27 protein-coding genes are annotated in these 24216 nt (G+C 61.2%); 13 read left to right on the top strand and 14 right to left on the bottom strand.

Features of this window, described 5'->3' with window-relative positions; all coding sequences use genetic code 11:
* Positions 1–3 precede the first annotated feature (3 nt).
* The 6 genes from ccoG to NKI69_RS02050 all read left to right on the top strand — a co-directional run bounded on the left by ccoG (position 4) and on the right by NKI69_RS02050 (position 6717).
* A complete protein-coding gene (gene ccoG, locus NKI69_RS02025; RefSeq protein WP_352719777.1) occupies positions 4–1563 on the top strand; it encodes a cytochrome c oxidase accessory protein CcoG in 1560 nt (519 codons plus the stop codon).
* Entirely contained in the window at positions 1560–2057 is a 498-nt protein-coding gene (locus NKI69_RS02030) for a FixH family protein (protein ID WP_352719779.1), read from the top strand. Before ccoG ends, NKI69_RS02030 begins: the two co-directional genes overlap by 4 nt.
* Positions 2054–4342 carry a cation-translocating P-type ATPase gene (locus NKI69_RS02035; protein ID WP_352719782.1) on the top strand — a complete coding sequence of 763 codons (2289 nt, stop codon included), beginning with the start codon at positions 2054–2056 and terminating at the stop codon, positions 4340–4342. Before NKI69_RS02030 ends, NKI69_RS02035 begins: the two co-directional genes overlap by 4 nt.
* The gene (gene ccoS, locus NKI69_RS02040) at positions 4339–4494 is read left to right on the top strand and encodes a cbb3-type cytochrome oxidase assembly protein CcoS (RefSeq protein ID WP_352719784.1); all 156 of its coding nucleotides are present in this window, start codon (positions 4339–4341) and stop codon (positions 4492–4494) included. Before NKI69_RS02035 ends, ccoS begins: the two co-directional genes overlap by 4 nt.
* 194 nt (positions 4495–4688) lie before the next feature.
* Complete coding sequence (gene nirK, locus NKI69_RS02045) at positions 4689–5795, top strand: copper-containing nitrite reductase (RefSeq protein ID WP_352719787.1); 1107 nt, start codon at positions 4689–4691, stop codon at positions 5793–5795.
* Between the two features lie 52 nt (positions 5796–5847).
* Complete coding sequence (locus NKI69_RS02050) at positions 5848–6717, top strand: SUMF1/EgtB/PvdO family nonheme iron enzyme (RefSeq protein WP_352719789.1); 870 nt, start codon at positions 5848–5850, stop codon at positions 6715–6717.
* 57 nt (positions 6718–6774) lie between these two features.
* Here NKI69_RS02050 and NKI69_RS02055 read toward each other — a convergent pair whose 3' ends face one another.
* Together NKI69_RS02055 and NKI69_RS02060 are read right to left on the bottom strand one after the other, a co-directional pair.
* Positions 6775–7950: an NnrS family protein gene (locus tag NKI69_RS02055; protein WP_352719791.1), complete on the bottom strand. Its 1176-nt coding sequence runs from the start codon at positions 7948–7950 to the stop codon at positions 6775–6777.
* 102 nt (positions 7951–8052) lie between these two features.
* Entirely contained in the window at positions 8053–8490 is a 438-nt protein-coding gene (locus NKI69_RS02060; RefSeq protein ID WP_352719793.1) for a pseudoazurin, read from the bottom strand.
* A gap of 152 nt (positions 8491–8642) precedes the next feature.
* Between NKI69_RS02060 and NKI69_RS02065 the strand changes: the two genes are divergently transcribed.
* Positions 8643–9344, top strand: coding sequence for a Crp/Fnr family transcriptional regulator (locus tag NKI69_RS02065; protein WP_352719795.1), 702 nt, complete (start codon positions 8643–8645; stop codon positions 9342–9344).
* Between the two features lie 3 nt (positions 9345–9347).
* On the opposite strand, the gene NKI69_RS02070 is transcribed toward NKI69_RS02065, so the two are convergent.
* From NKI69_RS02070 to NKI69_RS02080, 3 genes are all read right to left on the bottom strand, one after another.
* Positions 9348–9563 carry a DUF1858 domain-containing protein gene (locus NKI69_RS02070; RefSeq protein ID WP_352719797.1) on the bottom strand — a complete coding sequence of 72 codons (216 nt, stop codon included), beginning with the start codon at positions 9561–9563 and terminating at the stop codon, positions 9348–9350.
* Positions 9564–9731: 168 nt separating this feature from the next.
* Positions 9732–10427, bottom strand: a complete 696-nt coding sequence (locus NKI69_RS02075; protein WP_352719799.1) for a VIT1/CCC1 transporter family protein — start codon at positions 10425–10427, stop codon at positions 9732–9734.
* Between the two features lie 4 nt (positions 10428–10431).
* Entirely contained in the window at positions 10432–10950 is a 519-nt protein-coding gene (locus NKI69_RS02080) for a cytochrome b (RefSeq protein ID WP_352719800.1), read from the bottom strand.
* A gap of 210 nt (positions 10951–11160) precedes the next feature.
* On the opposite strand from NKI69_RS02080, the gene NKI69_RS02085 reads away from it, so the two are divergent.
* From NKI69_RS02085 to NKI69_RS02095, 3 genes are read left to right on the top strand one after another with little or no spacing between them, the layout of a single operon-like run.
* Entirely contained in the window at positions 11161–11934 is a 774-nt protein-coding gene (locus tag NKI69_RS02085) for an FMN-binding protein (RefSeq protein ID WP_352719802.1), read from the top strand.
* Between the two features lie 25 nt (positions 11935–11959).
* Positions 11960–12682: an FAD:protein FMN transferase gene (locus NKI69_RS02090; RefSeq protein ID WP_352719804.1), complete on the top strand. Its 723-nt coding sequence runs from the start codon at positions 11960–11962 to the stop codon at positions 12680–12682.
* Positions 12679–14190: an RnfABCDGE type electron transport complex subunit D gene (locus NKI69_RS02095; protein WP_352719806.1), complete on the top strand. Its 1512-nt coding sequence runs from the start codon at positions 12679–12681 to the stop codon at positions 14188–14190. The genes NKI69_RS02090 and NKI69_RS02095 overlap by 4 nt, the downstream gene beginning before the upstream one ends.
* Before the next feature lie 7 nt (positions 14191–14197).
* On the opposite strand, the gene NKI69_RS02100 is transcribed toward NKI69_RS02095, so the two are convergent.
* Genes NKI69_RS02100 through NKI69_RS02110 form a run of 3 tightly spaced genes read right to left on the bottom strand, consistent with a single transcriptional unit; the run spans position 14198 to position 16505 of the window.
* Entirely contained in the window at positions 14198–15541 is a 1344-nt protein-coding gene (locus tag NKI69_RS02100) for a sensor histidine kinase (RefSeq protein WP_352719808.1), read from the bottom strand.
* A complete protein-coding gene (locus tag NKI69_RS02105; protein WP_352719810.1) occupies positions 15541–16206 on the bottom strand; it encodes a response regulator transcription factor in 666 nt (221 codons plus the stop codon). The genes NKI69_RS02100 and NKI69_RS02105 overlap by 1 nt, the downstream gene beginning before the upstream one ends.
* Positions 16206–16505, bottom strand: coding sequence for a PepSY domain-containing protein (locus NKI69_RS02110; protein ID WP_352719812.1), 300 nt, complete (start codon positions 16503–16505; stop codon positions 16206–16208). Before NKI69_RS02110 ends, NKI69_RS02105 begins: the two co-directional genes overlap by 1 nt.
* Before the next feature lie 155 nt (positions 16506–16660).
* On the opposite strand from NKI69_RS02110, the gene NKI69_RS02115 reads away from it, so the two are divergent.
* From NKI69_RS02115 to NKI69_RS02125, 3 genes are all read left to right on the top strand, one after another.
* Entirely contained in the window at positions 16661–16897 is a 237-nt protein-coding gene (locus NKI69_RS02115) for a hypothetical protein (RefSeq protein WP_352719814.1), read from the top strand.
* A gap of 102 nt (positions 16898–16999) precedes the next feature.
* The gene (locus NKI69_RS02120) at positions 17000–17467 is read left to right on the top strand and encodes a DUF2231 domain-containing protein (RefSeq protein WP_352719816.1); all 468 of its coding nucleotides are present in this window, start codon (positions 17000–17002) and stop codon (positions 17465–17467) included.
* Positions 17468–17600: 133 nt separating this feature from the next.
* Positions 17601–18299: a CBS domain-containing protein gene (locus NKI69_RS02125; protein ID WP_352719818.1), complete on the top strand. Its 699-nt coding sequence runs from the start codon at positions 17601–17603 to the stop codon at positions 18297–18299.
* A gap of 130 nt (positions 18300–18429) precedes the next feature.
* Here NKI69_RS02125 and ccmE read toward each other — a convergent pair whose 3' ends face one another.
* From ccmE to mgtA, 6 genes are all read right to left on the bottom strand, one after another.
* Positions 18430–18873 (bottom strand): cytochrome c maturation protein CcmE, encoded by a 444-nt coding sequence (gene ccmE / locus NKI69_RS02130; protein ID WP_352719820.1) that lies wholly within the window; start codon positions 18871–18873, stop codon positions 18430–18432.
* A gap of 8 nt (positions 18874–18881) precedes the next feature.
* Positions 18882–20015 carry a c-type cytochrome biogenesis protein CcmI gene (ccmI, locus tag NKI69_RS02135; protein ID WP_502900143.1) on the bottom strand — a complete coding sequence of 378 codons (1134 nt, stop codon included), beginning with the start codon at positions 20013–20015 and terminating at the stop codon, positions 18882–18884.
* Between the two features lie 155 nt (positions 20016–20170).
* Positions 20171–20440: a DUF6455 family protein gene (locus NKI69_RS02140; protein WP_352719824.1), complete on the bottom strand. Its 270-nt coding sequence runs from the start codon at positions 20438–20440 to the stop codon at positions 20171–20173.
* Positions 20441–20513: 73 nt separating this feature from the next.
* Entirely contained in the window at positions 20514–20978 is a 465-nt protein-coding gene (locus NKI69_RS02145; protein WP_352719826.1) for a group III truncated hemoglobin, read from the bottom strand.
* A 97-nt stretch (positions 20979–21075) separates the two neighbouring features.
* Positions 21076–21216 carry a hypothetical protein gene (locus NKI69_RS02150; protein WP_352719828.1) on the bottom strand — a complete coding sequence of 47 codons (141 nt, stop codon included), beginning with the start codon at positions 21214–21216 and terminating at the stop codon, positions 21076–21078.
* Positions 21217–21550: 334 nt separating this feature from the next.
* Complete coding sequence (gene mgtA / locus NKI69_RS02155) at positions 21551–24178, bottom strand: magnesium-translocating P-type ATPase (RefSeq protein ID WP_352719830.1); 2628 nt, start codon at positions 24176–24178, stop codon at positions 21551–21553.
* Positions 24179–24216 lie beyond the last annotated feature (38 nt).

A 24216-nucleotide genomic window follows, 5' to 3' on the forward strand; every position in this document is an offset into this window, starting at 1 on the left:
CCAGTGCTGGACAATACGCAGGTAGAACGGCTCGAGGCCGAGGCGGTCAACTCCGCCAAAGTGCGACAGCCAATGTATGCCGCGCGCAAGAAGATTTTCCCAAAGCGGGCAACGGGAAGCTTTCGCCAGTTCAAATGGCTGGTGATGGCGATCACGCTCGGTATCTACTACCTGACGCCGTGGCTGCGCTGGGACCGTGGACCGTTTGCCCCGGACCAGGCGGTGCTGCTCGATGTCGCTAATCGGCGTTTCTACTTTTTCTTCATCGAGATATGGCCGCAGGAATTCTACTATGTGGCCGGCCTTCTGGTCATGGCCGGTGTCGGCCTTTTCCTGATCACGTCGACGGTTGGCCGTGCCTGGTGCGGCTATACATGCCCGCAGACCGTATGGGTCGATTTGTTCCTGGTCGTCGAGCGGGCCATCGAGGGCGATCGGAATGCGCGCATCAAGCTCGATGCCGGGCCCTGGACAGCCCACAAGCTCGCGCTGAGAATATCGAAACATACCATCTGGCTGGTCATAGGTGCGCTGACGGGCGGCGCCTGGATCTTCTATTTCGCCGACGCGCCGACGCTGGTTGGTGAACTCTTCACCGGCACCGCAGCGCCCGTCGCCTACATCACCGTTGCCGTTCTGACAGCGACGACCTATACGTTCGGCGGGCTGATGCGCGAACAGGTCTGCACCTATATGTGCCCTTGGCCGCGCATCCAGGCAGCCATGCTCGACGAAAGTTCGCTGACCGTCACCTACAATGACTGGCGCGGCGAACCGCGCACTCGTCATGCCAAGAAGGTCCAGGCCGCAGGGCAGCCCGTCGGCGATTGCGTCGACTGCAATGCCTGCGTCGCCGTCTGCCCGATGGGGATCGACATTCGCGACGGCCAGCAGCTCGAATGCATCACCTGCGCGCTTTGCATCGACGCCTGCGACGGCGTCATGGACAAGCTCGGCAAGGAGCGCGGGCTGATTTCCTACGCGACGCTCTCCGACTACAACGCCAACATGATGCTGGCGACCGCGGGCGGCGCCTGTTCGGTCAATCCGTCGCTGGTCAGGACGGCTGATGGCCAGTTCTCCGAAAAGGTGGCGCATTTCCATGTCCGCAAGATCTTTCGGCCGCGCACCTACGTCTACATGGCTATGTGGTCACTGATCGGCCTGGGCCTGCTCTATTCGTTGCTGACGCGCGACCGGCTCGAGATCAATGTCCTGCACGACCGCAATCCGCAATTCGTCAAGCTGTCCGACGGCTCCATCCGCAATGGCTACACCGTCAAGCTGCTGAACATGATCCCCGAACCAAGAACGATCGTCGTTACCATTGGGGGGTTGCCTGGCGCAGAGATGAGCATCGTTGGCGTCGACCTCCCCGCCGATCGCTCTTTTGCGATCCAGGTCGAACCCGACCGGTTGAAGATGTTGAAGGTTTTCGTGCGCCTGCCTGCTGACCAGATCCATGGCGAAGCGCAGACCTTCACACTCCGGGTCGAGGACAAGGCGAGTTTCGAGTCGAACGAATACACCGCCACCTTCAACGCGCCGGAGATCGCCAGATGAGCACCACCACGCGAAAACCCCGCGAATTCACGGGCAGGCACATGTTGGCCATCATCCTCGCCTTTTTCGGCGTGGTCATCGCGGTCAATCTGACGATGGCGACGCTTGCCAACACAAGCTGGACCGGTCTTGTCGTCGAAAACACCTATGTGGCGAGCCAGCAATTCAACAGAAAGGCCGAGGAAGGGCGCGCGCAGGCAGCCCTCGGCTGGACCGGCAAGCTGACCGTCGCATGGGGTGAAGTCCGGTATGGCCTCACCGACGCCGCCGGCAAGCCGGTTCCCCTGCATGGCGTGAAGGCGCTGTTTCGCCATCCCGCTTACGAGAAAGAGGATGAGGCCGTCACGCTCGCCCCCGCCTCGGGCCAGGAATTTGCAGCGCAGCACATGCCAAGGGACGGTGTGTGGATTGTCGAAATCGACGCCGATGCCGGCCTGGCCAGACCTTATCGCGATGTACGCAGGATCATGATCTCCCATGGAGCGCTGCAATGAGCTGTTGTGCACCCGGTGCTGAAATGGCGTTGGATCTGGCCAGTCCCACTTCAGTCCTGCCGTCAAGCCAGGAAGTCAGGCTGGCGAGCCGATCGCTTGGCGATGATCTTCATCAGACCGACCTTTCGGTCCCGACGGTTCACTGCGGTGCCTGCATCCAGAGCATCGAGGCTGCGTTGGGGAAACTCGCTCACGTCGAGGCCGCTCGCGTCAACCTGTCGACAAAGCGGGTCTCGGTCCGGTGGCGCGGCGACATTGTCCCACCGTTCGTAGCCGTGCTGGGGCGGCTCGGCTACCAGGCGCATCTGTTCGAAGCCGAGATCGACGCAAAGGACAAGACGCTTTCGGAGCTTATCCGCGCCGTCGCTGTTGCCGGGTTTGCGGCAGGCAACATCATGCTGCTCTCCGTTTCGGTCTGGTCCGGCGCTGAGGGCGCGACCCGCGACCTGTTCCACTGGGTCTCGGCGCTGATCGCCATCCCCGCCCTCGCCTTCGCCGGCGGCATCTTCTTCAAGTCAGCCTGGAATGCGCTGCGTCACGGCCGCATGAACATGGATGTGCCGATCGCCGTCGGCGTGTCGCTGGCCTACGCCATGAGCCTCTATGAGACGATCACCCATGGCGACCACGCCTATTTCGACGCGTCGGTGTCGCTGTTGTTCTTCCTCCTGATCGGCCGCACGCTCGATCACGTGATGCGCGAACGCGCCCGCACCGCCGTCAAAGGCCTGTCACAGCTCGCGGCGCGTGGCGCCATGGTGCTGCGCGGCGATGGCGCACGCGACTATCTGCCGGTAGGCGAGATCGAACCAGGCATGCTTTTGCTGATCGCGGCCGGCGAAAGAATCCCCGTCGACGGCAAGATCACGCGTGGGACATCGGACGTCGACTGCTCGCTGGTCTCGGGCGAGAGCACGCCCAGAAGCGTGGCGCCAGATGATGCCGTCCAGGCCGGCGTGCTCAACCTCACCGGCCCGCTGACCATCAAGGCGACAGCCGCCGCTAAGGATTCGTTCCTGGCGGAAATGGTTCGGCTGATGGAAGCCGCCGAGGGTGGCCGCGCGCATTACCGCCGGATCGCCGACCGCGTTTCGGCGCTCTATGCGCCAGTGGTGCATCTCACCGCCTTCGCGACATTCCTCGGCTGGATGGCGGCGACCGGCGACTGGCACCGGGCCATAACCATCGCCATCGCCGTTCTCATCATCACATGCCCATGCGCACTAGGCCTCGCCGTGCCGATCGTCCAGGTGGTCGCCGCTCGGCGTCTGTTCGAGCACGGCATCATGGTCAAGGATGGTTCGGCCATGGAGCGCCTGGCAACAATTGATACAGCGGTGTTCGACAAGACCGGAACGCTCACGCTCGGCCAACCCCGGCTGGTCAATGCGAGCTCGATCGATCCCGCCATGCTGACGATTGCGGCCGACATGGCCGCGCATTCGCGTCATCCCTTTTCAAAGGCCATAGCCGATTTTGCCACGGCTGGCGGGCAACACGAATTCGATGCCGTCAGCGAGCATCCCGGGTTCGGAATCGAAGCCGTTGAAACCGGAACCACCTGGCGACTGGGTCGGCGCGGATGGGCTGGATGGAAGGCCCGGACCGGTGGCGAAGGCAAGCATGGCTATGGCGGAACGGTTCTGACAAGGAATGGATTGATTGTTGCAACCTTCGCTTTCGATGATGCACTGCGTGCCGATGCGAGGGCGGCTGTCCAGCAATTGAACGACGCTGGGATTTCGGTGGAAATGCTATCAGGCGACACCGCCCACGCCTGCCAAGAGGTCGCGAAAACGCTGGGTGTTGGCGACTTCATTCCGTGCCTGCTGCCGCCCGGCAAGGTCGAACGCATCGAGACCATGGCGAAAGACGGACATAGAGTTCTGATGGTTGGCGACGGTCTTAACGACACGCCAGCACTCAGCGCGGCGCATGTCTCGATCGCTCCGGCCACCGCAGCCGACATTGGCCGCAACGCAGCCGATTTCGTGTTCCTGCGCGAAAGCCTTCTGGCTGTGCCTCTGGCGATAGACGTTTCGCGCAAGGCGGGAAGCCTGATCCGGCAGAACATCGCGATCGCCATCGTCTACAATGCTGTCGCGGTTCCGATCGCGATCCTCGGGCACGTCACGCCCTTGATCGCGGCGGTCGCCATGTCGGCCTCATCGCTGCTTGTCATTGGCAATGCACTGCGTCTGCAGGGTTCCATGCCAAGTTCGCTGGCGAAAGAAGTGCGGCCCGCCAGACGGTCCAACACCAACGAGTTGGCCCGATCCTCATGACAACCCTTGCCTACCTCATCCCTGTCGCCCTCTTCCTTGGCGCGCTTGGCCTGGGCGGCTTCCTGTGGGCGTTGAGGAGTGGCCAGTACGAAGATCTTGATGGAGCCGCCGAGCGGATCCTCATCGATCGGGAAGACCGACGGGAGCGCTGATCCAGTCCCCTGGCTGACCCCAGGTCTGGCGAGTCGTACCAACACCTCTTCCCTCCTGCTGGACCCGCAACTGCGCTTTTCGCGCCCGCTTTCCTCGACACTGAACTCCAGCAATTTGCGCCAGCGCAAAGAGACGCTGCGTCAGGTCAGATACCTTCTGCTCATCCGCAACGGTTGAGAGATAGGAGACTGACATGTTTACGCGACGCGAAGCCCTGTTTGGAGCAGCGATTGGCGCTGCCGCCGTGGCGGCACTGCCGGCATTTTCGGCAACGGTAACAAAGGCCGAGATTGGCGGGCTCGCCCGCGAAAAGATCAAGCTCGTGGCACCGCCTTTTGTGCATCCGCACGACCAGGTCGCCAAGGGCGGACCGAAGATCGTCGAATTCACCATGACGATCGAGGAGAAGCCGATGGTCATCGACGCGGACGGGACGCAGCTCAACGCAATGACCTACAACGGTTCGATCCCGGGCCCGCTGATGGTCGTCCACCAGGACGACTATGTCGAACTGACGCTCATCAATCCTGATACCAACACGCTCGCCCACAACATCGATTTTCACGCAGCCACGGGTGCGCTGGGCGGCGGCGGCCTCACCTTGATCAATCCAGGCGAACAGGTGACGCTGCGCTTCAAGGCGACGCGAACCGGAACATTTGTCTATCACTGCGCGCCTGGCGGTCCGATGATCCCGTGGCATGTCGTCTCCGGCATGAACGGCGCCATCATGGTGCTGCCGCGCGACGGCCTCAGGAACGACAAGGGCAAGCCGGTCAAATACGACAAGATCTTCTACATCGGCGAAAGCGACTTCTACATTCCGCGCGACGAGAAGGGCAATTACAAGAGCTACGAGTCGGCGGGCGATGGTTACGACGACATCGTCAAGGTCATGCGCGGGCTGATTCCGACGCATGTGGTGTTCAACGGCAAGGTCGGTTCGCTGACCGGCGACAACGCCATGAAGGCGAAGGTCGGCGAGACCGTGCTGATCGTCCATTCGCAGGCCAACCGCGATACGCGGCCGCATCTGATCGGCGGACATGGCGACTATGTCTGGGAACAGGGCAAATTCGCCAATCCGCCGGCCAAGGATCTTGAAACCTGGTTCATCCGTGGCGGCTCTGCGGGCTCGGCCCTCTACACGTTCCTGCAGCCCGGCGTCTACGCCTATGTCAACCACAATCTGATCGAGGCCGTGGAACTCGGGGCGACCGCTCACTTCATGGTCGAGGGCGAGTGGAATGATGATTTGATGACCCAGGTCGAGGCGCCTAAACCCATCGCCACCAACTGACGGCACTCCAAATTGCCCGGACAGCGTCGCTGTCCGGGCACGGACAACAGCCATGTCTCGTTACATCCTGAAGATTCTCGCGGTCGCCATGGCGGCCACTTCTGTGCCGGTGGGTCTGTCGATAAAGGCGGCCAGCTGGGACCGGCAGCCTCACTCCCCAGCTGCCACGACGACCTTGCAGTCCGGCTCCATAATCTATCCGACGCCTGGCGAGTTCCTGAAGGACGGCCATCCGCAAGGGAATCCCCGCCTCAAGCGCCAGCTCGACAAACCGCTCGAAATCATGACCTATCAGGTCAGCGCTGATGACTATGCTGACTGTGTAACAGCTGGCAGTTGCCAGCCGGCGCAGGAGACGCGCACGATCCCAAGCAGCGCTCCCGTGACCGGCGTCAGCTACCTCGATGCCAACGCCTACGCCCAATGGTATTCGGGGGTTACAGGCGACCAATGGCGGCTGCCATCCGACGAGGAATGGGCGTTTGCCGCGGCGGAGCGGTTCGCAGGCGAATTCGAGGGTGTCGAAAACGACGCCAGCAACCCCGCCAGACGTTGGCTCACCAGCTACAAGGCCGAGGTGGACCTCAATCGCAAACCGGACCCGCTGCCCAAGACCCGTGGCTCTTTTGGTTTCAATTCCCTGGGCCTCGCCGACTTTTCCGGCAACGTCTGGGAGTGGACTTCGACCTGCTATGTCCGCACCACCTTGGCTGAGGATGGAAGCGGTGTTGCGAGTTCGGTCGACAATTGCGGCGTCCACGTCCTTGAAGGCCTTCACCGGGCATACATGTCGAACTTCGTCAGCGATGGAAAAAGCGGCGGCTGTGCCGTTGGCACGCCTCCCGACAATCTGGGATTCAGGCTGGTCCGGGACCATCGGGGGTGGGCGAACCGTTTCCTCGGCTACCTCGGCATTGCCTGACAAATCAGAAGCGGCTTTTCCATCCGCGTTTGGACGGTCGCCTGCTCTCCTGCCGCCTCACCGCGCCTTTGGCCTCATCAACGCAGTTCCATAGATCAGACTGAAGCCGGCAAATGCCGCCACCCATGCGGTGCCGGCCATGTCGATCGCCACGTCAAAGGGGACGAAGGCAGCCAGGATCCTCAATGATCCCGCGAGGAGGACGCTCACGAAGATGAACGAGGCGCCTTTCCCGGCCTTCAGCGACCGCCCGGTGTGCCCGAGCGTCGCGCGGGTCATCACGGCAAGCGTCATCGCGCCGACCGCACCAGTTCCGAGCGCGTGGAGCCCTGCAGCAGCCGGCACGATGGCAGGATAGAAGATCGACGCCGAAACCAAGGCAAGACCGACAGGCACAAAGGCATATGCAAGATGGAGGATGAGCACCAGCGGATCCCGCAGCGTACGTTCGCCAGCCCAGCGCGACAGACGCCATGCCTGGCAGATTGCGGCGACAGCCATGAGCATTCCTGAGGCGCTGTCGCCGGGGGCGAACGTCCATGCTCCCAGCGCAATGGCTGAGATCGCTACCGATGCGATGTCAAAACGGTCGAACGGCGCAGGCAGCCTGCCAGGATTTTCGCGGGCGAGCCAGTTGCGGGTGAAGCTCGGAATGATGCGCCCCCCGATCAGCGAGATGAGCATGATCGCCGCAGCCATGCCGAGCCTGCGGCTGATATCGGACGTTCCTTCAAGGTGCGCCTCGATGTGGAACGCGCCGTTGGCGCAAGCCAGGACGGCGAGCGGCAGCAGCACCTTGAGATTGCGCCAGTTCCGTCCCGCGACGATTTCGCGTGCCGCCGCGGCACTGACCGCAAGCAGAAAAGAACCATCGATCAACGCGGCTGCTTGCCAGCCAATATCGGCCGAGAAGAAGACAGCGGCACGACCGGCGAGCCACAGGACAACCAGCGCCAGCAGCGGCAGGCCTTGCACCGGCAGCCGGCCGGTCCAGTTCGGGATGGCGGTCAGCAAGAACCCGGTAACGATCGCCGGCAGATAGCCGAACAACATTTCATGGATGTGCCAGTCGACCGGGACAAACGCACTGTGGGCATCGAGTTCGCCGGCGTAGATCGGCAGCCAAAGCAGAACGGAGAGCGCGGCATACAGCGACCCGAGCAAGAAGAAGGGCCTGAACCCATAGGAAAGAAGTGCAGGCCCGGCGTAGGCCCGCAGGCGTGGAATTCCCATGATTTGTGTCTCCAAATGAACAGGGCCGGATGAACCGCCGCCCTCGGTCCGTCCGGCCCGTGCCCGCCCTTTGTGCGGCAGGCATGCCTGTATCGATTGCTGTCAGTTGGCAGGAACCTGGGTGAACAGGTCGGCGAACACCGTTTTTGCCTTCCCGGGATGCTTGACCGCCTTGGCGGTATCGAGATTGACCGGCTTGCCGACAACGATCAGCGCGACCATCCCCATGCCGTAGTGGGGCGCGCATTTGACACCGTAGACACCCTCCTTTGTCAGCGTGACGATGATTTCCTCGCTGGGCTTTCCCTTGAAAGGCTCAGCGCCATCCGGAAGCATGCCCTTGATCGACTCGGCGTCATGGGTCTTGTCGGTCGGCACGAACTTGACTGTGTCGCCAGGCGCCGCCTTGACGAAGGCCGGCTGGAAAACCATAGCGCCTTTTTCGCCCTTGTTGAGCATTTGCACCACGTGCTCTTCCGCGCTTGCACCGCCGGCGAGCGCGAGGATGGAAATTGCGGCGGCGAGGATGGAGAGTTTCATCGGTTTGTCCTTTGTTTCGTCTTCGCGGCGTTGCGCCGTTCCATGCCATTTAGCTTGATGCGGCCCGAGACAATTTGCGCTGGCGCAAACTCGGGATAAGAAAGGTTTGCCGCGCGATTGGCGCGGAACCGTAGGGCCGTGGGGAAATCCGCTTGGTTGCGCTGGACCGATCACTGATATCGCAGCTGCCGCTCTTCCAGGGGATGGCGCCCCAGGAGCAAAGCGAGATTCTCAAAGGCGCTCGATCGTCACGCTACGCCAAGGACTCCGCGATCTTCGAGCAGGAAACCGAGGCCCACTCGTTTTTCGTGCTGATCTCTGGCCACATACGGGTCGTCCGCACCACACCGGATGGGCAGCAGATCATCGCCAGATACATCAGCGAAGGCGAAATTTTTGGGGTTGCCGCGGCACTTGGCCGGACGACCTATCCCGCTAGCGCTGTCGCAGCGGTCGACTGCGTGGTGCTGGCCTGGCCCAACGCTCTTTGGCCGGAGCTGGCGCGACGCTTCCCCGTTTTTGGGGCAGCCACCTACAGGACGGTTGGAAGCAGGCTGCAGGAAACGCAGACGCGGGTGGTGGAGATGTCGACGGAACAGGTGGAGCAGCGGGTTGCGCATGCGTTGTTGCGATTGGCAAACCAGACTGGCCGAAAGACCGACAGTGGCATTGAAATCGACTTCCCGATTTCGAGGCAGGACATTGCCGAGATGACGGGAACGACGCTGCACACCGTCAGCCGGCTGCTCAGCAAATGGGAAGAGAACGGAATAATTGTCAGCGGGCGCCAGAGGGTCACGGTCAAAGATGCGCATCGCCTTGTGGTTCTCGCCGAGAACCGGGAAAAGGACTGACCGTCATCGTTCTCCTCGAATGGCCAATTCGAGTTCGACAAGAAAGTCGCCCTCATCGACTTGATGTTCCCGGCATGCCTCAGTCACCGTATGGAAAGTGCCTATCGGACAGCCGACGCAGAGCATCTTGTGTCTCAACACCACAGCGACCGTTGCAGGCCATTTCCTCATGATTTCGTCGACGACCATATCGGGGTTGATCGAACTGCGCTGTTTCATGATGACGTCTCCGCGATTTGCGAAGCCCTCTTCATAAATCCGGCTCGGACTGCCTTCGTTGCGCTTACGCAACTTCACAGCAAATGCGCTGAACCGCTCTCTGAGTAGGATTATTTTGCGCGAGGAAGGGTGTTGCTCATCGACAGAGATCAACGCCGGACAACCGGATCAGATGGCGGTACCAACCGCAGCGCCAATGCCGGCGGTCAGCGCCATAGCCAATGCCCCCCAGAAAGTGACGCGAACAGTCGCCCTCAGCACATGGGCGCCGCCAGCTTTGGCGCCAATGGCGCCCAGCACGCCTAGGAACAGGAGCGAGGCAACAGATACGGTTGTGGCAAGCCACGCGGCTGGTGAAACGAGCACCATTGCCAACGGCATGGCCGCGCCAACAGAAAATGCCGCCGCCGAAGCTAGCGCCGCCTGGATTGGTCGCGCAGTCGTCACTTCCGAAATGCCGAGTTCGTCGCGCGCGTGGGCGCCAAGCGCATCCTTCGCCATCAATTGGTCGGCGACCTGCAAGGCCAGCGTCGGCTCCACACCACGCTTGACATAGATGTCCGCAAGTTCCTGTCGCTCGAAGTCTGGCTGTGTTGCCAACTCGCCTCGCTCACGGTCGAGGTCGGCTCGCTCAGTATCGGACTGTGAACTAACCGAGACATATTCGCCGGCCGCCATCGACATCGCACCGGCGACCAACCCGGCGACGCCGGCCACCAGAATGTTGGGCGCCGCTGCATTGGCCGCCGCCACGCCAACGATCAGGCTGGCCGTCGACACGATGCCGTCATTGGCGCCAAGCACGGCGGCGCGCAGCCAGCCGATGCGCGATACAAGATGGTTTTCACTGTGCAGGCGGCTCATCGCATCACGGCACGCGCCGTCCAGCGGGTCGCAGCATTCTGACGAGCACGTCCGATTTCACATAGAAATGCTGCCACAGCGCCGCCGCGGCATGAAGGCCGACAATGATGATGATCACCGGCTTGGCGAGTTCGTGTATCTCACCCATCGCTCGAAAGCTGAAGTACCATGCCAGCGCTCCGGTAATCGGCATCCCGAAAATGAACAGGTAGAGCAGGAAATGAGCGGCAGCGGCGATCCGCTTTAACAGCGCGCTTTCTTCGGACGGTGCGGCCGGCACACCAACCTTGAGACGGACCGCAAACCGCCAGATCGCCAGAACCAGAACCGCCAAACCGACATAGACATGAATATTCGCGTTAAAGACGTCGGCAGCTGCTGGCTTGGTGCCGCGTGAGAACGCCCGGTAAGCCGGCTTGATGTCCTCACCGATTACGAGCTGCACGACAATCAGCGCGGCGATCACCCAATGCAGCAGAATTTGCGTCGCGGTGTATCCGGCCGGCTCATTGGCGACAATCATGGCAGCTACCTCGCTTGAGAGAGCCTCTTAGCTCGGGCTTTATCCGAATATCTTGATCTATGACAAATCGACTTGATGTCGTCCATGAGCTTGGACGGGTCCTCGCAGCTTGAACTCGGCTGACAGCCAGTTGTCAGCTTGATTGGGATATTGCCTCCGAAACGGACCAGATGGCCCGCCCTGCGAGATTCAACGTGGAAACACATTCCGATGAAACAGATTGCCTTGTCACTTTTCGTGATCGCCGCCTCGGGCGCTTATGTCTGGGATCAGGCCGGCAAGGATCCGGCAAACGATATGCTCGGCGAAGCGCTGCCGGCCGACGCAGCCGAAGCGCCTTCAGCGCAACCAAAACAGCCCGCATCCGCTGCGGCTTTGCCGGTGCCTCCCACCTCCCCGGTGCCCCTCGATCCCCGGTTCAAAACAAGGTTCCCTATTGCCCGGGAAACGACAGCGGGCATAGCAGTTCCCGCCGAACGACCAAATGATCCAGTCAAGCAGACAGCGGATCCTGTGGCACCCCAACCATCACCAACGCCACTCGTCCAGCCAGTGGCTCCGGCTGTCTCCGATCCTGCGCCATCGGTACCTTCATTCGCCGTAACGCCCGCCGTTTACATACCAGTCCCACAGCCGAGGCCGGCATATCCGGATGCACCAGCACGTGTCTTCCGGGTGGGCATGAAGCTCGCCGCACATGGCTATGCCGATGGCGTCTACACCGGCCCCACTGCCGATGCTTACTACGGCATCATCCAGATTCAGGCCCTAGTACAGGGCGGGCAGCTTACGGCGCTGAAAGTGCTGAAATACCCATCCGACCGCCGCACCTCCATCAGCATCAACAGGCAGGCGCTGCCCATGCTGCGCGACGAAGCGATCGGCGCCCAGAGCGCCAATGTCGATATTATTTCGGGCGCGACGCTAACCAGCAGGGCTTTCATCCAGTCGCTGCGTGGCGCACTGAAGAAAGCGTCGTCGTAGCATCATGCGCGACACGCGAATTTTGATGGGCATGCCCATCACGGTCGACATCGGCGGTGCATCGACCGATGAACTGATCGACACGGTCTTCGGCTATTTCGAACATATCGACCGGCGCTTCAGCACGTACCGGGCCGACAGCGAGATCGCGGCCATCAACCGCGGCGACGTTCCGGTCGTCGACTGGAGCGGCGAGATGATGGAAGTGCTGGCCATTGCCAAGCAGACGAAAAATGAGACGGACGGATACTTCGATATTCGCAAGCCCGACGGTTCGCTCGATCCTTCCGGCATCGTCAAGGGCTGGGCCATTCGCAATGCGGCCGGGATTGTTCAACGGGCTGGCATCAGTGATTTCTTCATCGAGGCGGGCGGCGATATCCAGTCCTGCGGCAAGAATGCATCGGGTCATGACTGGAGCGTCGGCATCCGCAATCCCTTTAATGCGGACGAGATCGTAAAGATCGTCTATCCCCGCGGTTGCGGCGTCGCAACCTCCGGCACCTATGTCCGCGGACAACACATTTACAATCCGCATGGAATTGGCAGTCCGATCCAGGACATCGTCAGCCTGACCGTCGTCGGTGCGGATGTGCTCGAAGCCGATCGTTTCGCCACCGCGGCCTTCGCCATGGGGCGGGACGGCATTCTCTTCATCGAGCAGACGCCTGGCCTCGAAGGGTATGTCATCGACACCAATGGCCGCGCCACACCGACAACCGGGTTCGGAGCCCTTTGCCTGCCATGATCAAGACCATCGACCGATTCCTCGATCATATGACGATGTACAGGCTGGTCCTCTACTATCTGATGGCACTGGTCGGCGCGGCGTTCGTGCTCGGCTTCGTCAAGCTCGTGCCACATGATCCGATTGCACTCGCCTTCACGACTGCTTTGGCGATGGCGGCCTGCTGGCTCACCAACAGGCTCTTTGCGCATGTGTTCGCAGTCCCGGCCAACAACGAGTCCGTCTACATTACCGCACTCATCTTGGCGCTTATCCTCGATCCGGTAGCGGTCACGGACATAAAGGGGATTACGGCGGTGGCATTCGCGTCAGTCTGGGCGATTTCATCCAAATTCATTCTCGCCATCGGTAGGAAGCATCTTTTCAATCCGGCTGCGCTGGGCGTGGCGCTGTCCGCGCTGCTGCTTGACCAACCTGCTACCTGGTGGGTCGGCGGCAATCTGCCGTTGCTTCCTCTCGTGCTCGTCGGTGGCATGCTCATTGTCCGGAAACTGCGCCGGCTTGATCTTGTCTCGGCCTTCGTTGTCGTGGCGCTGGCGACCATTCTGGCAACCACGGACCCGTCGCAGTACCGGACCGCGCTAGCGGAGACACTGGGTTCGTCGCCTCTGCTGTTCTTTGCCTTTGTGATGCTGACCGAGCCGCTGACCGCACCAACGATGCGTTGGTCGCGTATCGCCTTTGCCGCCATCGTCGGCTTTCTGTTCGCGCCCAACATCCATATCGGCTCGTTCTATTTCACGCCGGAACTGGCGCTGCTTGCCGGCAACCTGTTTGCCTATGCGGCAGGCCCCAAGGGACGTTTCGTGCTGACTCTAGAACGCATTGAGCAATCGGCCGTCGACAGCTTTGACTTCGTCTTCCGGTCGCCGCGCAAACTCGCCTTTGAGGCCGGCCAGTATCTCGAATGGACGCTTGGCCTCGATCGTGCCGACAATCGCGGCAACCGCCGCTATTTCACAGTTGCATCGGCGCCGACGGAGGAAACAGTCCGCCTCGGCGTCAAGTTCTATCCGCAATCAAGTGCCTTCAAGCGCGAGCTGATGACCATGAAGCCAGGCAGCACGATCCATGCCGCGCAACTGGCCGGCAACTTCACGCTGCCCGCCCGGCGTGAAACCAAGATCGCGTTCCTGGCCGGAGGCATCGGCATCACGCCGTTCCGCTCGATGCTGCAATATCTCCTCGACCGCAAGGAGCGGCGGCCGATCGTCGTCCTCTACGGAACCGAAGGCCAGCAGGACATCGCCTATCGCGACGTGCTCGGCGCGGCCAGGCAGGAACTTGGTGTCAAGACGATCCACGCTGTGGCGCGCGGTGGCGAGCGCGGGCAATATCCCGGATACATCGACGAGCGCCTGATACGTCTGGCCATACCCGACTACCTCGAGCGCACCTTCTACATTTCCGGCCCGCAGGCGATGGTCAAGGCGCTGCGCCAGAAACTGCTGGCCATGGGCGTCCGCCGCTCGAAGATAAAGGTCGACTATTTCCCGGGTTTTGCCTGAAGCAGGCTCAACTGTGTCGCGGCAACGAGATGGTCACGACCAGACCCGGATCGGCGTTAGCCACGGCAAGGCGTCCGCCATAGGCTTCGACGATATCGGATACGATGGCCAGGCCAAGACCGCTGCTGCCGCCCTTGCTGTCGAGCTGGACTCCGCGTGATAAGGCGGACTCCCGATCGGCATCCGGTATACCTGGGCCATCATCGGCGACGGTGACAACCACCTCGCCTGCGGCGGCGGATGCACCGACACGGACTGACGATTTTGCGTAGCGGGCGGCGTTCTCGACCAGATTGCCGAGGATCTCGGACAGATCGCCTTCGTCGATTGGCGCCGTCGCATCTTCCGCAACGTCTATCTTGAATGAAAGCCGCTTGCTGCTTGGCGTCCGCTTGACGACGGCAATGACGCCAGCCGCGACGTCCGACACAAGGCAGGATGCCTTGCCGGAGACGCCGGGCGCGAGGCGGGCGCGGGCGAGCTCCCGCTCGACATGGCGCCGGATCGCAGCGGCGCTCTTCTCGATCTCATCGGCCAACTCCGTTTCGCCTTTTTTTCTCAACGCACGGATATCGGCCGACAGGACTTGCAGCGGTGTCTTGAGACCATGCGCCAGATCGGTGGCGCGCGATCGGGCTCGCGCAAGTGCCTTCACCTGGGCATCAAGAAGGCGATTGATTTCGTCCGCGAGCGGTTGGACTTCGCTTGGTGCCGCCACCTCAAGCCGTGCCGTTCGTTGTGCAATCACGTTTCTGACCGAGACCCGCAAGGTTTCCAGAGGCGCGAGACCGACGGTGATCTGGATGAAGAAGGCCGCCATGAGAGCAATGGCAAGCAGAATGAGGGCTGGCGCAAGGTCGCGGACATACCCGTCGACGGATTCCTTCACCGTTTGATGGTCTTCCGCCACGACGGCGCGAAACGATCGGCCGCTGGCGTCGATGATCGTGCGCTCGACGGCGATGGTGAGCTCGCCTTGTGGCCCCTTGAATTCCTTGATCTCCTGGAGCTCGCCATTGGTTGCGCGATCAGGCAAGGCAAGCGTCGCGTCCCACAATGAACGCGAGCGGACAAGATTGCCGGAACCAGCATCCTGCACCTGCCAGTAGTGGCCGGAAAAGGGAATGGAGAAACGTGGGTCGGCCAGGGTCGCCTGGACCGAAAGACGGCCATCGGCGGCGAAATTGGTCGCGCCGATAAGGTCGTTCAGGTCGACTGTCAGCTCGCTGACAACGCGCCGTTCGACATTCAACTCGAACAGATAGCGCAGTCCGACACCGGCGACGGCAAGAGCAACAAGGATCGAGATCGTTGCCGCCAACCAGAGCCTGAAACGGATCGAGTTGCCCATCAGCGGGAATCGTCGGGCATCAGATACCCGAATCCGCGCCGCGTCTCGATGACGCCACTCCCGAGCTTGCGACGCAGGCGCGCGACGATCACCTCGATCGTGTTCGGATCGCGGTCGTTCCCTGAATCGTACAAATGCTCGGCAAGCTCGGTCGGCGCCACCACCCGGCCGGCGTGGTGCATCAGAAAAGCCAGTAACCGGTATTCCAGCGGCGAAAGCGCAATGGGAATGCCGCGCAGCGAAATGCGCATCTGGCGCGTGTCCAAGAGCAACGGTCCGGACCTCAACACGGGTGCGGCCTGCCCGGCCGAGCGACGCAGGATTGCTCGCAACCGAGCGAGCAGTTCCTCCATTTCAAATGGTTTGGGAAGATAGTCGTCAGCACCGGAATTGATCCCGTCCACGCGTTCGGTCCACATGCCTCTCGCGGTCAGGATGAGAACCGGAAACTTGCGCTCATTGGCCCGCCAGCGCTTCAAGACCGTAAGACCATCGAGCTTGGGCAATCCGAGATCCAGAATGGCGGCATCATAATTCTCGACATCGCCTGCGAACCAGGCAGCTTCACCATCCTTTACGATATCGACGGCCATTCCGGATGCCTTGAGGGCGGTCGCGATATCGGCAGCGATACGGGGCTCGTCTTCGGCGAGGAGGATCTTCATCAGTCACCCCCTCCGTCGCGCATGATGACACCGGCGCCGGCGTCGACGTCGACGGTCTTTCGCCGCCCATCGGTACCGACGACCTGAAACCGATAGACCCATCTGTCGGCCTTGCGGATAAGATCGACCGCAACAACATCGCCGGGAGCCTTGGCGCGGACAACGTCAAGTATGTTGGCAAGGCCCTTGATTTCGCCGTGCTCATAGAGATCCCGCGCCCGGTCATGGTCGCCGTCATCGTCCTCGTCGGCACGGCCAGTGACGGGCGTGGCCAGGACAAGTCCAGCTAGACCCAGCATCGCCACACGCTTCCATCGGCTCTTCATCAGCAAGGCATGTCGCACGTCGAAGCTTTCAATCCGCTGTCAGTCATCCTCAGCCCACAGCAAGCAAAGGATCCCTATCAAGGCAATATCGCGTCCAATCATGGCCGCGCCGAGAAGGATACGAGACCATGCGCAATTCCATGCTTGTCCTTGCAGCACTTGCAAGCCTCACGATCTTTGCCCTCCCGGCGGCCGCTGAATCGGACGAAGGATCATGTGGGGCGTCATCGTCTGTTGTCCCGTCCGGCCCGATCGATCTGCAGGCCATCCCCATGCAGGACGCCTCCACTGCCCCAAAAACCATCAAGGGTGATGACGATCGGTGCGGCGGCGGCCATGACGATGAGATCGACGAAGACGACTAGATTTTTCGTCCGCAGTTCAGGGCGAGTCATTAAACCAGACTCGCAAATATCGTCAGCAAAGCCTTACTTTCAAATTCTTTTTTCCAATCCCAGGAGATTTTCGTGATTGCGGTTCAGCATATCCATCCCATCCTTGTCCATTTTCCCATTGTTTTGATCTACACGCTTGTTGTCATCGACCTTGTGGCACTGGCCGGCGGCAGCGCCGTGACGCGAAAAACGGGCGCAGGAACCATCTCCACATTCGTGGCGCTCGCAGCTGGTTTGTTCGCCATTGGGACCTGGTTCTTCGGCGGTCTCGCTTTGGATCACGCCGAAGCGGCCGGCTTCAGCAGCGGTATAGCGGAGATCCACGAGAGCCTGGGAGGTGTCACCGCTTTCGCCTTCTTGCTGTGGGGACTGGTGAGGGTTGCGTTCTGGATTCGGAATCAGGCGTTTCGGGGACTGACAATTGCCATTCCCTTGGTTGAAGTCGGCGGGGCGATGCTGGTGACTGCGACGGCCTACTATGGTGGACTGCTGGTCTATGAACTCGGCGTGAATGTTGCCAAGACCGCGATCACTGGTTAACCGGCACGCGCCTGTCATTCGCGGTACCAGCTTTGGACCATTCGCCTCGATGGCGAAATGATTCAGATCAAGGTATTTCATGCACGTGACGTCTAGAAGAGACCGGAGATTGGAGTAACTCCGGAGAACGAACATGCAAGCCGACGCGATAATGACCATGCCGGTCGTTGGCATCGACCCATCCGCATCGATCGCCGAGGCGGCCGAGCTGATGCTCTCCAAAAAGATCAGCGGCTTGCCTGTCATTCGCAGCGACGGCATGCTGGTGGGAATCGTCAGCGAAGGTGATTTCCTGCGCCGGGGAGAACTTGGCACGCAGCGCAGACGCCCGCGTTGGCTGGAATTTCTCGTCAGCCCCGGAAAGGCTGCCGATGAATATGTCCATGCCTATGGCCGACGGATTGAGGAGGTGATGTCGCAAGATGTCGTCACGGCATCCCCTTCCGCATCGCTCGGCGAGGTCGTCGAGCTCATGACACGTCACCACGTCAAACGCATGCCAGTCCTCGACGGCGGGAAACTCGTCGGCATCATCACACGCTCCGATCTTCTGCGGGCATTGCTCAGCGTCCTTCCGGACCGGGTCCCTGCAGTCATCGATGACGAGCAGATACGTCAGAACATCATTGCCGACCTTGCTACGCAGAAGTGGGCCGGCAATGACTTGATCAATGTCACCGTTGAAGACGGGGCGGTGGAACTGAGCGGCGCCATATTCGACGAACGCGAACGCCAGGCAGCCATTGTCGTCGCGGAAAACGTACCCGGCGTCAAAGCCGTGAAGGACAATCTTTTTTGCGCCGACCCAGTATCCGTGCTTCTTGTTTCCTGAGCCTTTGACCAGAGCGTCCAGAACGCACGGCGCTATCGGTGCAAAACCGGGTCGTCGTCCGAACCCCTAACCGCGATCGATTGGGGGTCGCTCGCATGCCGCGCAGTGGTTTCAGCAAACGCGAAACTTGCTACTTACCCTTGCTCTCCTGCCAGACACCCTTGGCCTTGAGCCCATCGGCCACATCCTTGGGCATATAGCGCTCGTCGTGCTTCGCCAGCACACTGTCTGCGACGAAGACGCTGTCCGGACCGAAAGTGCCCTCGGTGATGACGCCCTGCTCCTCGCGGAACAGGTCAGGCAGGATGCCGACATAGGTGACCTTGACCGACTTCTGCGTATCGGTCACCGAGAAGGCGACAGTAGCGCCCTCCCCGCGCGTGACGGTGCCCTTCTCGACCAGTCCGCCCAACCTGATGCGCTGGCCGGGCTGTGTGCTGGCGAGGGTCAGGTCCGCCGGCATGTAGAAATAGGACGCCTTCTGGCCAAGCGCGTAGAAGGTCAACCTGGTGGCGGCGGCCATGAAAGCCAGCCCGCCAGCGATCACCGACAATCGCTTCTGCTTGCGCGTCATGACAGGTTCTACTCCGGCACCGTCACGCCGAGTGAGGCGGCAAAGGCGGTGAATTTCCTGGCTTCGTCACTATCGACCCCGAAAACAGCAATGCTGCGGTTGAGCGCGTCCCTTGCCTGACCGGTTTTGCCCAGCACGACATAGGAGCGAACAAGCTTCATCCAGCCTTCGCCATCACGCGGGTTTTGTCTGAGCTTCTCGTCAAGGCCAACGACCATGGTTTCGATCATCGCCTGCCTGTCCTGCGGCGGCATCGACTGCGCCGCGTCGATCGCAGCCGTCGTGGACCCTGGCACTGGTGGCATGGCCTCCTTCTCGGCGAGTGCCCGCGCGACGGCGATGCTCCAGGGCGAGCCGGCCGGCAATGTGGCCTGCATGCCTTGCAGGGCCGTCGCCGCCTCAGCCGTACGGCCTTCCTGCGCCAGAGCCATCGCCAGATAGAACCGCGCCTTCGGGTCTTCAGGGTCCATTTTCAACGCGGCCTCGAAAGCTTCTTGCGCCTCGGCCGAAACCACTCCGCCGGCGGCACCCGCCACCGCTTCGCCGAGACCGGTTTCCCGGCTGGCACTTTCGCCATCGAGTCGAATGGCATTGCGATAGGCGATCACCGCGTCAGGGAAGCGCTGCATGCGCACATAGACTGGCGCCAGGACGTCCCAACCCTTGCCGTCAAGGGGCTTGGCGGCGAGATGCGCCTCGGCGCGGGCAACCAACTCGTCGACCGAGGTGGCCGCAGGGTTCTTGCCAAGCCTCTCGGCAAGCGGCTGCGAGGGCAGGTCCGGTGACCCCAACGCGCCGTAGAGACCCCAACTGACCAGCGGCACCGCCAGCACGGCGACCGTGGCGATCAGTTTTGCCGCCAGCGACAGCTGCGCATTGTCAGCCCCCGGCTGAGCGGCTGGGCCGAGGCGCAGGATGCGGCGGCCGATCTCGGCACGCGCCTCGCCGGCATCGATGGCACGGATCAGGCCGCGCCCGACGTCGCGGTCGAGTTCGGCAAGCTGGTCGCGATAGACTTCAAGGTCGTGATCGCCTGCGGGCGCAATCCCTTTCATGCCGCCGGCCAGAGGCAAGAGAACCGCCATGCTGGAACCTAGCGTAAGGATTGCAGCCATGACCCAGAACATTGTGGTTCTTCCCATGTGGGTGGAGCGCTGCCCTTGCGCACCCGGACGCACTGTGGCGCTCAAACGGCAGGCAAGTCACGCTTGGTCGCTACGACCGGCGACGTCAACCGCGATCAAGACCATGATGAGGATCCGCGAAGTCGAGCAGCCGCGTGCCGATGTTGGAGCTACTATCCTTCGCCAGATACGTGTTGCAGCCGTGCAATCAGGTCTCGGTTGCGGCAGTAGTCCGGCGGCTCGCTGGCATGCTCGTGTTCATCGAGCCAGGTCATGCATTCGTCCTGATGGCCGCAGGAGCGGCAGCGGTCCACCGCTCGATTGATCACGGCTCCATGATCCGCCACGACCTTCAGTTGCCTGTCGACGCCGAGCCTTTGCATCATGCGGCCCATCAAGGCCGTCCTGGCGTCGCTTGAAATGAGGTAGTCGAGAAAACTCATGGCATGTGCTCCTGGCTTGGCGATCATTGCGCGGCCAGCAGCCCGTGACATTGATCTCGATCAACAGGCAGCTTCAGAGACTGCCCTCGAGAATCGGTTCGACCTGGATTGTGTCTTCGCCCCTGTTGAATGCGACAGCAAGGCGAAAGCTGTGCGCGATGCGCAAGGCGCGTGCGATGAAAATCGCCGCCACTTCGGGCGGGCAAACGCGCTTCACAACGGCGCGAAACAGGGAAAGCCAACGCCGGAAGTGCATCTCGCCAAGGCCCGCAATAGCCAGGTGCGGCGGCAATGGCCGACCAGCGTAGCGGGAGGTCCGCAGCAGTGTGGCGGACCAGAAATCACACATCTTCGCCAGATGAGTAGGCCACGCATCCTCGGCTATCGCGGTGTTGAATATGGGGCCCAGCAGGATATCGTGACGGATTTCTTCGTAGAAGCCGTGGACGACCCTCTGGATCATCTCCTCGTCAAGAACCGTTGGCAGCTGGACGCCGTCGACGATGGCTGTTGATTTACCGTGTTGTGTCCCGTCCATGCATACATCCTGTTGCGACCAATCCAGATCGACGCCTGGCGCCGGCGGTCGTGGAGGTTGGATAGTGTTTGAATGCCGAACTGTAAGCTTGCCCTTTCTACACAAACGCCATCACGACGATCCCGCCGACGACAATCAGCGCGAGCCCGGCAATGAGCATGGGCAGCAGGGAATTGCCTTCCTTTGCGCCACTTGCTGCTTCCGAACTGAAAACAAGGTTCGGCCACTCTTCGATCACGTCGTGCCTCCGAGACTCTCGTTTCATGTCTGTATTCCTTCCCTTTGCAGGCACGCTCGCCATCAGTCAGTGCCGATCGATTTTTCCACGACCTGCCCCCCAACACAGCGCCAAATGCTGCACCGAAGCGGCCCAATACCAAGGCTCGACCGTTCGCCCGTTGCCAGGAAACTACCGATTCCAAGACGGAGGTTCTTTGCGTTAGCGCAAATTGGCGGGTGCCTCCGTCGCCAGACTTTTTTGCCTCGAAGGTCGTTGCTGCTGCTCGATCAACGGACGCGGCGGACAAATCGACAAGGTGCCATTGCTGGACATTGCCCCCAATGTCCCAGCATCATTGCTGGAACGCGTGGCGCGACATGCTCTTGCCGCCCATGCCCTGCCTAGGCTTCTGCTCGCTTGAAACGCGGCTCTCATGCGCGAAAAACCAGCGTTTGGTTGCTTCCGAAACGACGAGGTAGAGTCCAGTGATCGCGACGAGGCCGGCAAGTACGGGCCATGGCAGCGGCACGAAGCCGAACCAGGCCGCAAGGGGAACATAGGGCAAGACGATTGAGACGATCGCTACCACGAACGTCAACACCGCAAGCAATACGCTTGGGCGGCTCGCCCACACCGCCTGGTGGGTCCGCACGATGAGCACAATGGCGAGTTCCGTGAGCAGGGACTCGACAAACCATCCAGTCTGGAACGTCGCCGCGCTTGCGTGCGCAAAGAACAGCAGGAAAGCAAAGGTCGCAAAATCGAACAGCGAACTGACCAGGCCAAAGCTGACCATGAATCGCCGCACGAAACGAATATCCCAGTGGCGCGGTCGGCGCAGCTGGTCCGCGTCGACATTGTCACTTGCAATGGCAAGCGAAGGAATGTCCGAAAGAAAATTGTTGAGCAGGATCTGGGTCGCGAGGAGCGGCAGGAAAGGCAGAAACAGTGAGGCGACGGCCATGCTGATCATATTGCCGAAGTTGGCACTTGTGGTGATGGAGATGTACTTCATCGTGTTGGCGAAGGTTTTGCGGCCATCATCAACGCCGCGCACGAGCACGCCAAGATCCTGTTTGAGAAGGATGATGTCGGCCGCCTCGCGCGCGACATCGACTGCGCTGTCGACGGAAATGCCGATGTCGGCCTCATGCAGGGCCGGCGCGTCGTTGATGCCGTCACCCAGGTAACCGACGACGTGGCCGCGGGTCCGCAATGCCTCAACGATGCGCTCCTTTTGATTTGGGTCGATTTCGACGAACAGGTCGGTTTGCTGGACGCCGGCGAACAGAGCGCTCTTCGTCAGCTTTGAAAGATCGTCGCCAGTCATGATCCTGTCAGCGCGCAAGCCGACAGCCTGAGCCAGATGGGCGGCAACATACCGGTTATCGCCAGAGATGACCTTGACCGCGATACCGCGGCGGGCGAGCTGTGCCAGCGTCTCCTTTACGCCAGCCTTTGGCGGATCGAGAAAAATCAGGAAGCCCACGAAGGTGAGACCGACTTCATCTTCCCTGCTGAAAGCATTCTGGTTTTCAAATCGACGGATTGCCACACCCAGGACACGGTAGCCATCCGCACTCCAGCGCCGGAATTTTTCCTCAATCGCCGCCCGGCTCGCCGCATCGAGGGGCTCCAGGCGCTTGCCGATTCGGACCGAACCGCAGGTTTCGAGGACATTTTGAACGGCACCCTTGGTGATCAGGGTCTCTTCGGCTTGCTCGGTCCGCACAACGACGGATAGCCGCTTCCGGATGAAATCGTAGGGGATCTCGTCAACCTTCGCGAAGCCGGCCAACGACGCGCCCTCGCCCTGGACGCCGCTGGCAATCGCTTCGTCTAGCGGGTTCTTCAGTCCGGTCTGCAAGGTCGCGTTGAGACGCGCCCAACGCAGCACGTCGGGGCATGGACTGCCATCGACATCGAGCCATCCGTCGAGATGGATGACGCCTTCTGTCAACGTCCCGGTTTTGTCGGTACAGAGCAGGTCCATACTGCCCAGGTTCTCGATCGCGTCGAGACGGCGCACGATGACACCATTGGCCGCCATGGCGCGTGCACCCCTGGCCAGGGTCACACTGATGATGGCCGGGAGCAGCTCTGGGGTGAGACCGACCGCGAGCGCCAACGAGAACAGCAGCGATTCAACCAGCGGTCGATGCAGCATCAGATTGGCGAAGAACACGATGATCACAATTGCCAGCATGATCTCGGTCATCAGATACCCGAACAGTCGAATGCCCCGAGCAAACCCGGTCTCGGGAATTTTCCGCTCCAGGGATGTGGCGATGGCTGCGAATTCGGTGTGGACGCCGGTCGCCGCCGCCAGCACCGTTGCGGTGCCGCTCCGGACCGATGTGCCCATGAAGACTGCATTGATGCGCTGTGCCAGGGACGCCTCGCGAGACGACAGCCCTGGTGCTTTCACAACGGGGAAGGTTTCGCCGGTCAGCACGGCCTCGCTGACATTGAAATCGCGTGCCTCCAGAATGATCCCGTCCGCGGGAATAAGGTTTCCGGCCGAGAGCCGGATGACATCGCCGGGAACGATATCTTCGGCGGCGACGGCTGTTTCGACGCCGTCACGCTGCACGACAGCCATTCGCGAAATGCGTTGTTTCAGCGCTTCTGTCGCGCGCGACGCGCCGTATTCCTGGGTGAAGCTCAGCGCGCAACTTGCCAGTACGATCGCGCCGATAATCGCAGCCTCCTGACCCTCACCGACGAATGCCGACACGCTGGCGGCGAAAATGAGGATAAGGACAAGCGGGCTACGGAACTGGCGGACAAACACGCTCAAGGCCGATGTGCCAGATTTCAAAGCCGGCGTGTTGCGGCCGAACTTGGCAAGCCGCGACACGGCCTCGGACGCCGCAAGCCCCGAGGCCGAGGACTGTAAGCGCCGCAGAAGCTCAGTGCTCTCGATCGACCAATAGGGTTCCTCGTCGGCAGCGCCAGTCGTTGCGGAAACAGGCTTCACTGCGGTTCCTTTCGGCCAGACCGGTCAATTCCGCTTTC

The sequence above is a fragment of the Mesorhizobium sp. M0491 genome, from assembly GCF_040321265.1.
In the GTDB taxonomy this organism is placed as follows: Bacteria; Pseudomonadota; Alphaproteobacteria; order Rhizobiales; family Rhizobiaceae; genus Mesorhizobium.

Excerpts from the sequence above, each read along its gene's own strand:
- NKI69_RS02030 (WP_352719779.1), top strand. The coding sequence starts at position 1,560 with ATGAGCACCACCACGCGAAAACCCCGCGAATTCACGGGCAGGCACATG.
- NKI69_RS02035 (WP_352719782.1), top strand. The coding sequence starts at position 2,054 with ATGAGCTGTTGTGCACCCGGTGCTGAAATGGCGTTGGATCTGGCCAGT.
- ccoS (WP_352719784.1), top strand. The coding sequence starts at position 4,339 with ATGACAACCCTTGCCTACCTCATCCCTGTCGCCCTCTTCCTTGGCGCG.
- nirK (WP_352719787.1), top strand. The coding sequence starts at position 4,689 with ATGTTTACGCGACGCGAAGCCCTGTTTGGAGCAGCGATTGGCGCTGCC.
- NKI69_RS02050 (WP_352719789.1), top strand. The coding sequence starts at position 5,848 with ATGTCTCGTTACATCCTGAAGATTCTCGCGGTCGCCATGGCGGCCACT.
- NKI69_RS02055 (WP_352719791.1), bottom strand. The coding sequence starts at position 7,950 with ATGGGAATTCCACGCCTGCGGGCCTACGCCGGGCCTGCACTTCTTTCC.
- NKI69_RS02060 (WP_352719793.1), bottom strand. The coding sequence starts at position 8,490 with ATGAAACTCTCCATCCTCGCCGCCGCAATTTCCATCCTCGCGCTCGCC.
- NKI69_RS02070 (WP_352719797.1), bottom strand. The coding sequence starts at position 9,563 with ATGAAACAGCGCAGTTCGATCAACCCCGATATGGTCGTCGACGAAATC.
- NKI69_RS02075 (WP_352719799.1), bottom strand. The coding sequence starts at position 10,427 with ATGAGCCGCCTGCACAGTGAAAACCATCTTGTATCGCGCATCGGCTGG.
- NKI69_RS02080 (WP_352719800.1), bottom strand. The coding sequence starts at position 10,950 with ATGATTGTCGCCAATGAGCCGGCCGGATACACCGCGACGCAAATTCTG.
- NKI69_RS02085 (WP_352719802.1), top strand. The coding sequence starts at position 11,161 with ATGAAACAGATTGCCTTGTCACTTTTCGTGATCGCCGCCTCGGGCGCT.
- NKI69_RS02090 (WP_352719804.1), top strand. The coding sequence starts at position 11,960 with ATGGGCATGCCCATCACGGTCGACATCGGCGGTGCATCGACCGATGAA.
- NKI69_RS02095 (WP_352719806.1), top strand. The coding sequence starts at position 12,679 with ATGATCAAGACCATCGACCGATTCCTCGATCATATGACGATGTACAGG.
- NKI69_RS02100 (WP_352719808.1), bottom strand. The coding sequence starts at position 15,541 with ATGGGCAACTCGATCCGTTTCAGGCTCTGGTTGGCGGCAACGATCTCG.
- NKI69_RS02105 (WP_352719810.1), bottom strand. The coding sequence starts at position 16,206 with ATGAAGATCCTCCTCGCCGAAGACGAGCCCCGTATCGCTGCCGATATC.
- NKI69_RS02110 (WP_352719812.1), bottom strand. The coding sequence starts at position 16,505 with ATGCTGGGTCTAGCTGGACTTGTCCTGGCCACGCCCGTCACTGGCCGT.
- NKI69_RS02115 (WP_352719814.1), top strand. The coding sequence starts at position 16,661 with ATGCGCAATTCCATGCTTGTCCTTGCAGCACTTGCAAGCCTCACGATC.
- NKI69_RS02125 (WP_352719818.1), top strand. The coding sequence starts at position 17,601 with ATGCAAGCCGACGCGATAATGACCATGCCGGTCGTTGGCATCGACCCA.
- ccmE (WP_352719820.1), bottom strand. The coding sequence starts at position 18,873 with ATGACGCGCAAGCAGAAGCGATTGTCGGTGATCGCTGGCGGGCTGGCT.
- ccmI (WP_502900143.1), bottom strand. The coding sequence starts at position 20,015 with ATGGGAAGAACCACAATGTTCTGGGTCATGGCTGCAATCCTTACGCTA.
- NKI69_RS02140 (WP_352719824.1), bottom strand. The coding sequence starts at position 20,440 with ATGAGTTTTCTCGACTACCTCATTTCAAGCGACGCCAGGACGGCCTTG.
- NKI69_RS02145 (WP_352719826.1), bottom strand. The coding sequence starts at position 20,978 with ATGGACGGGACACAACACGGTAAATCAACAGCCATCGTCGACGGCGTC.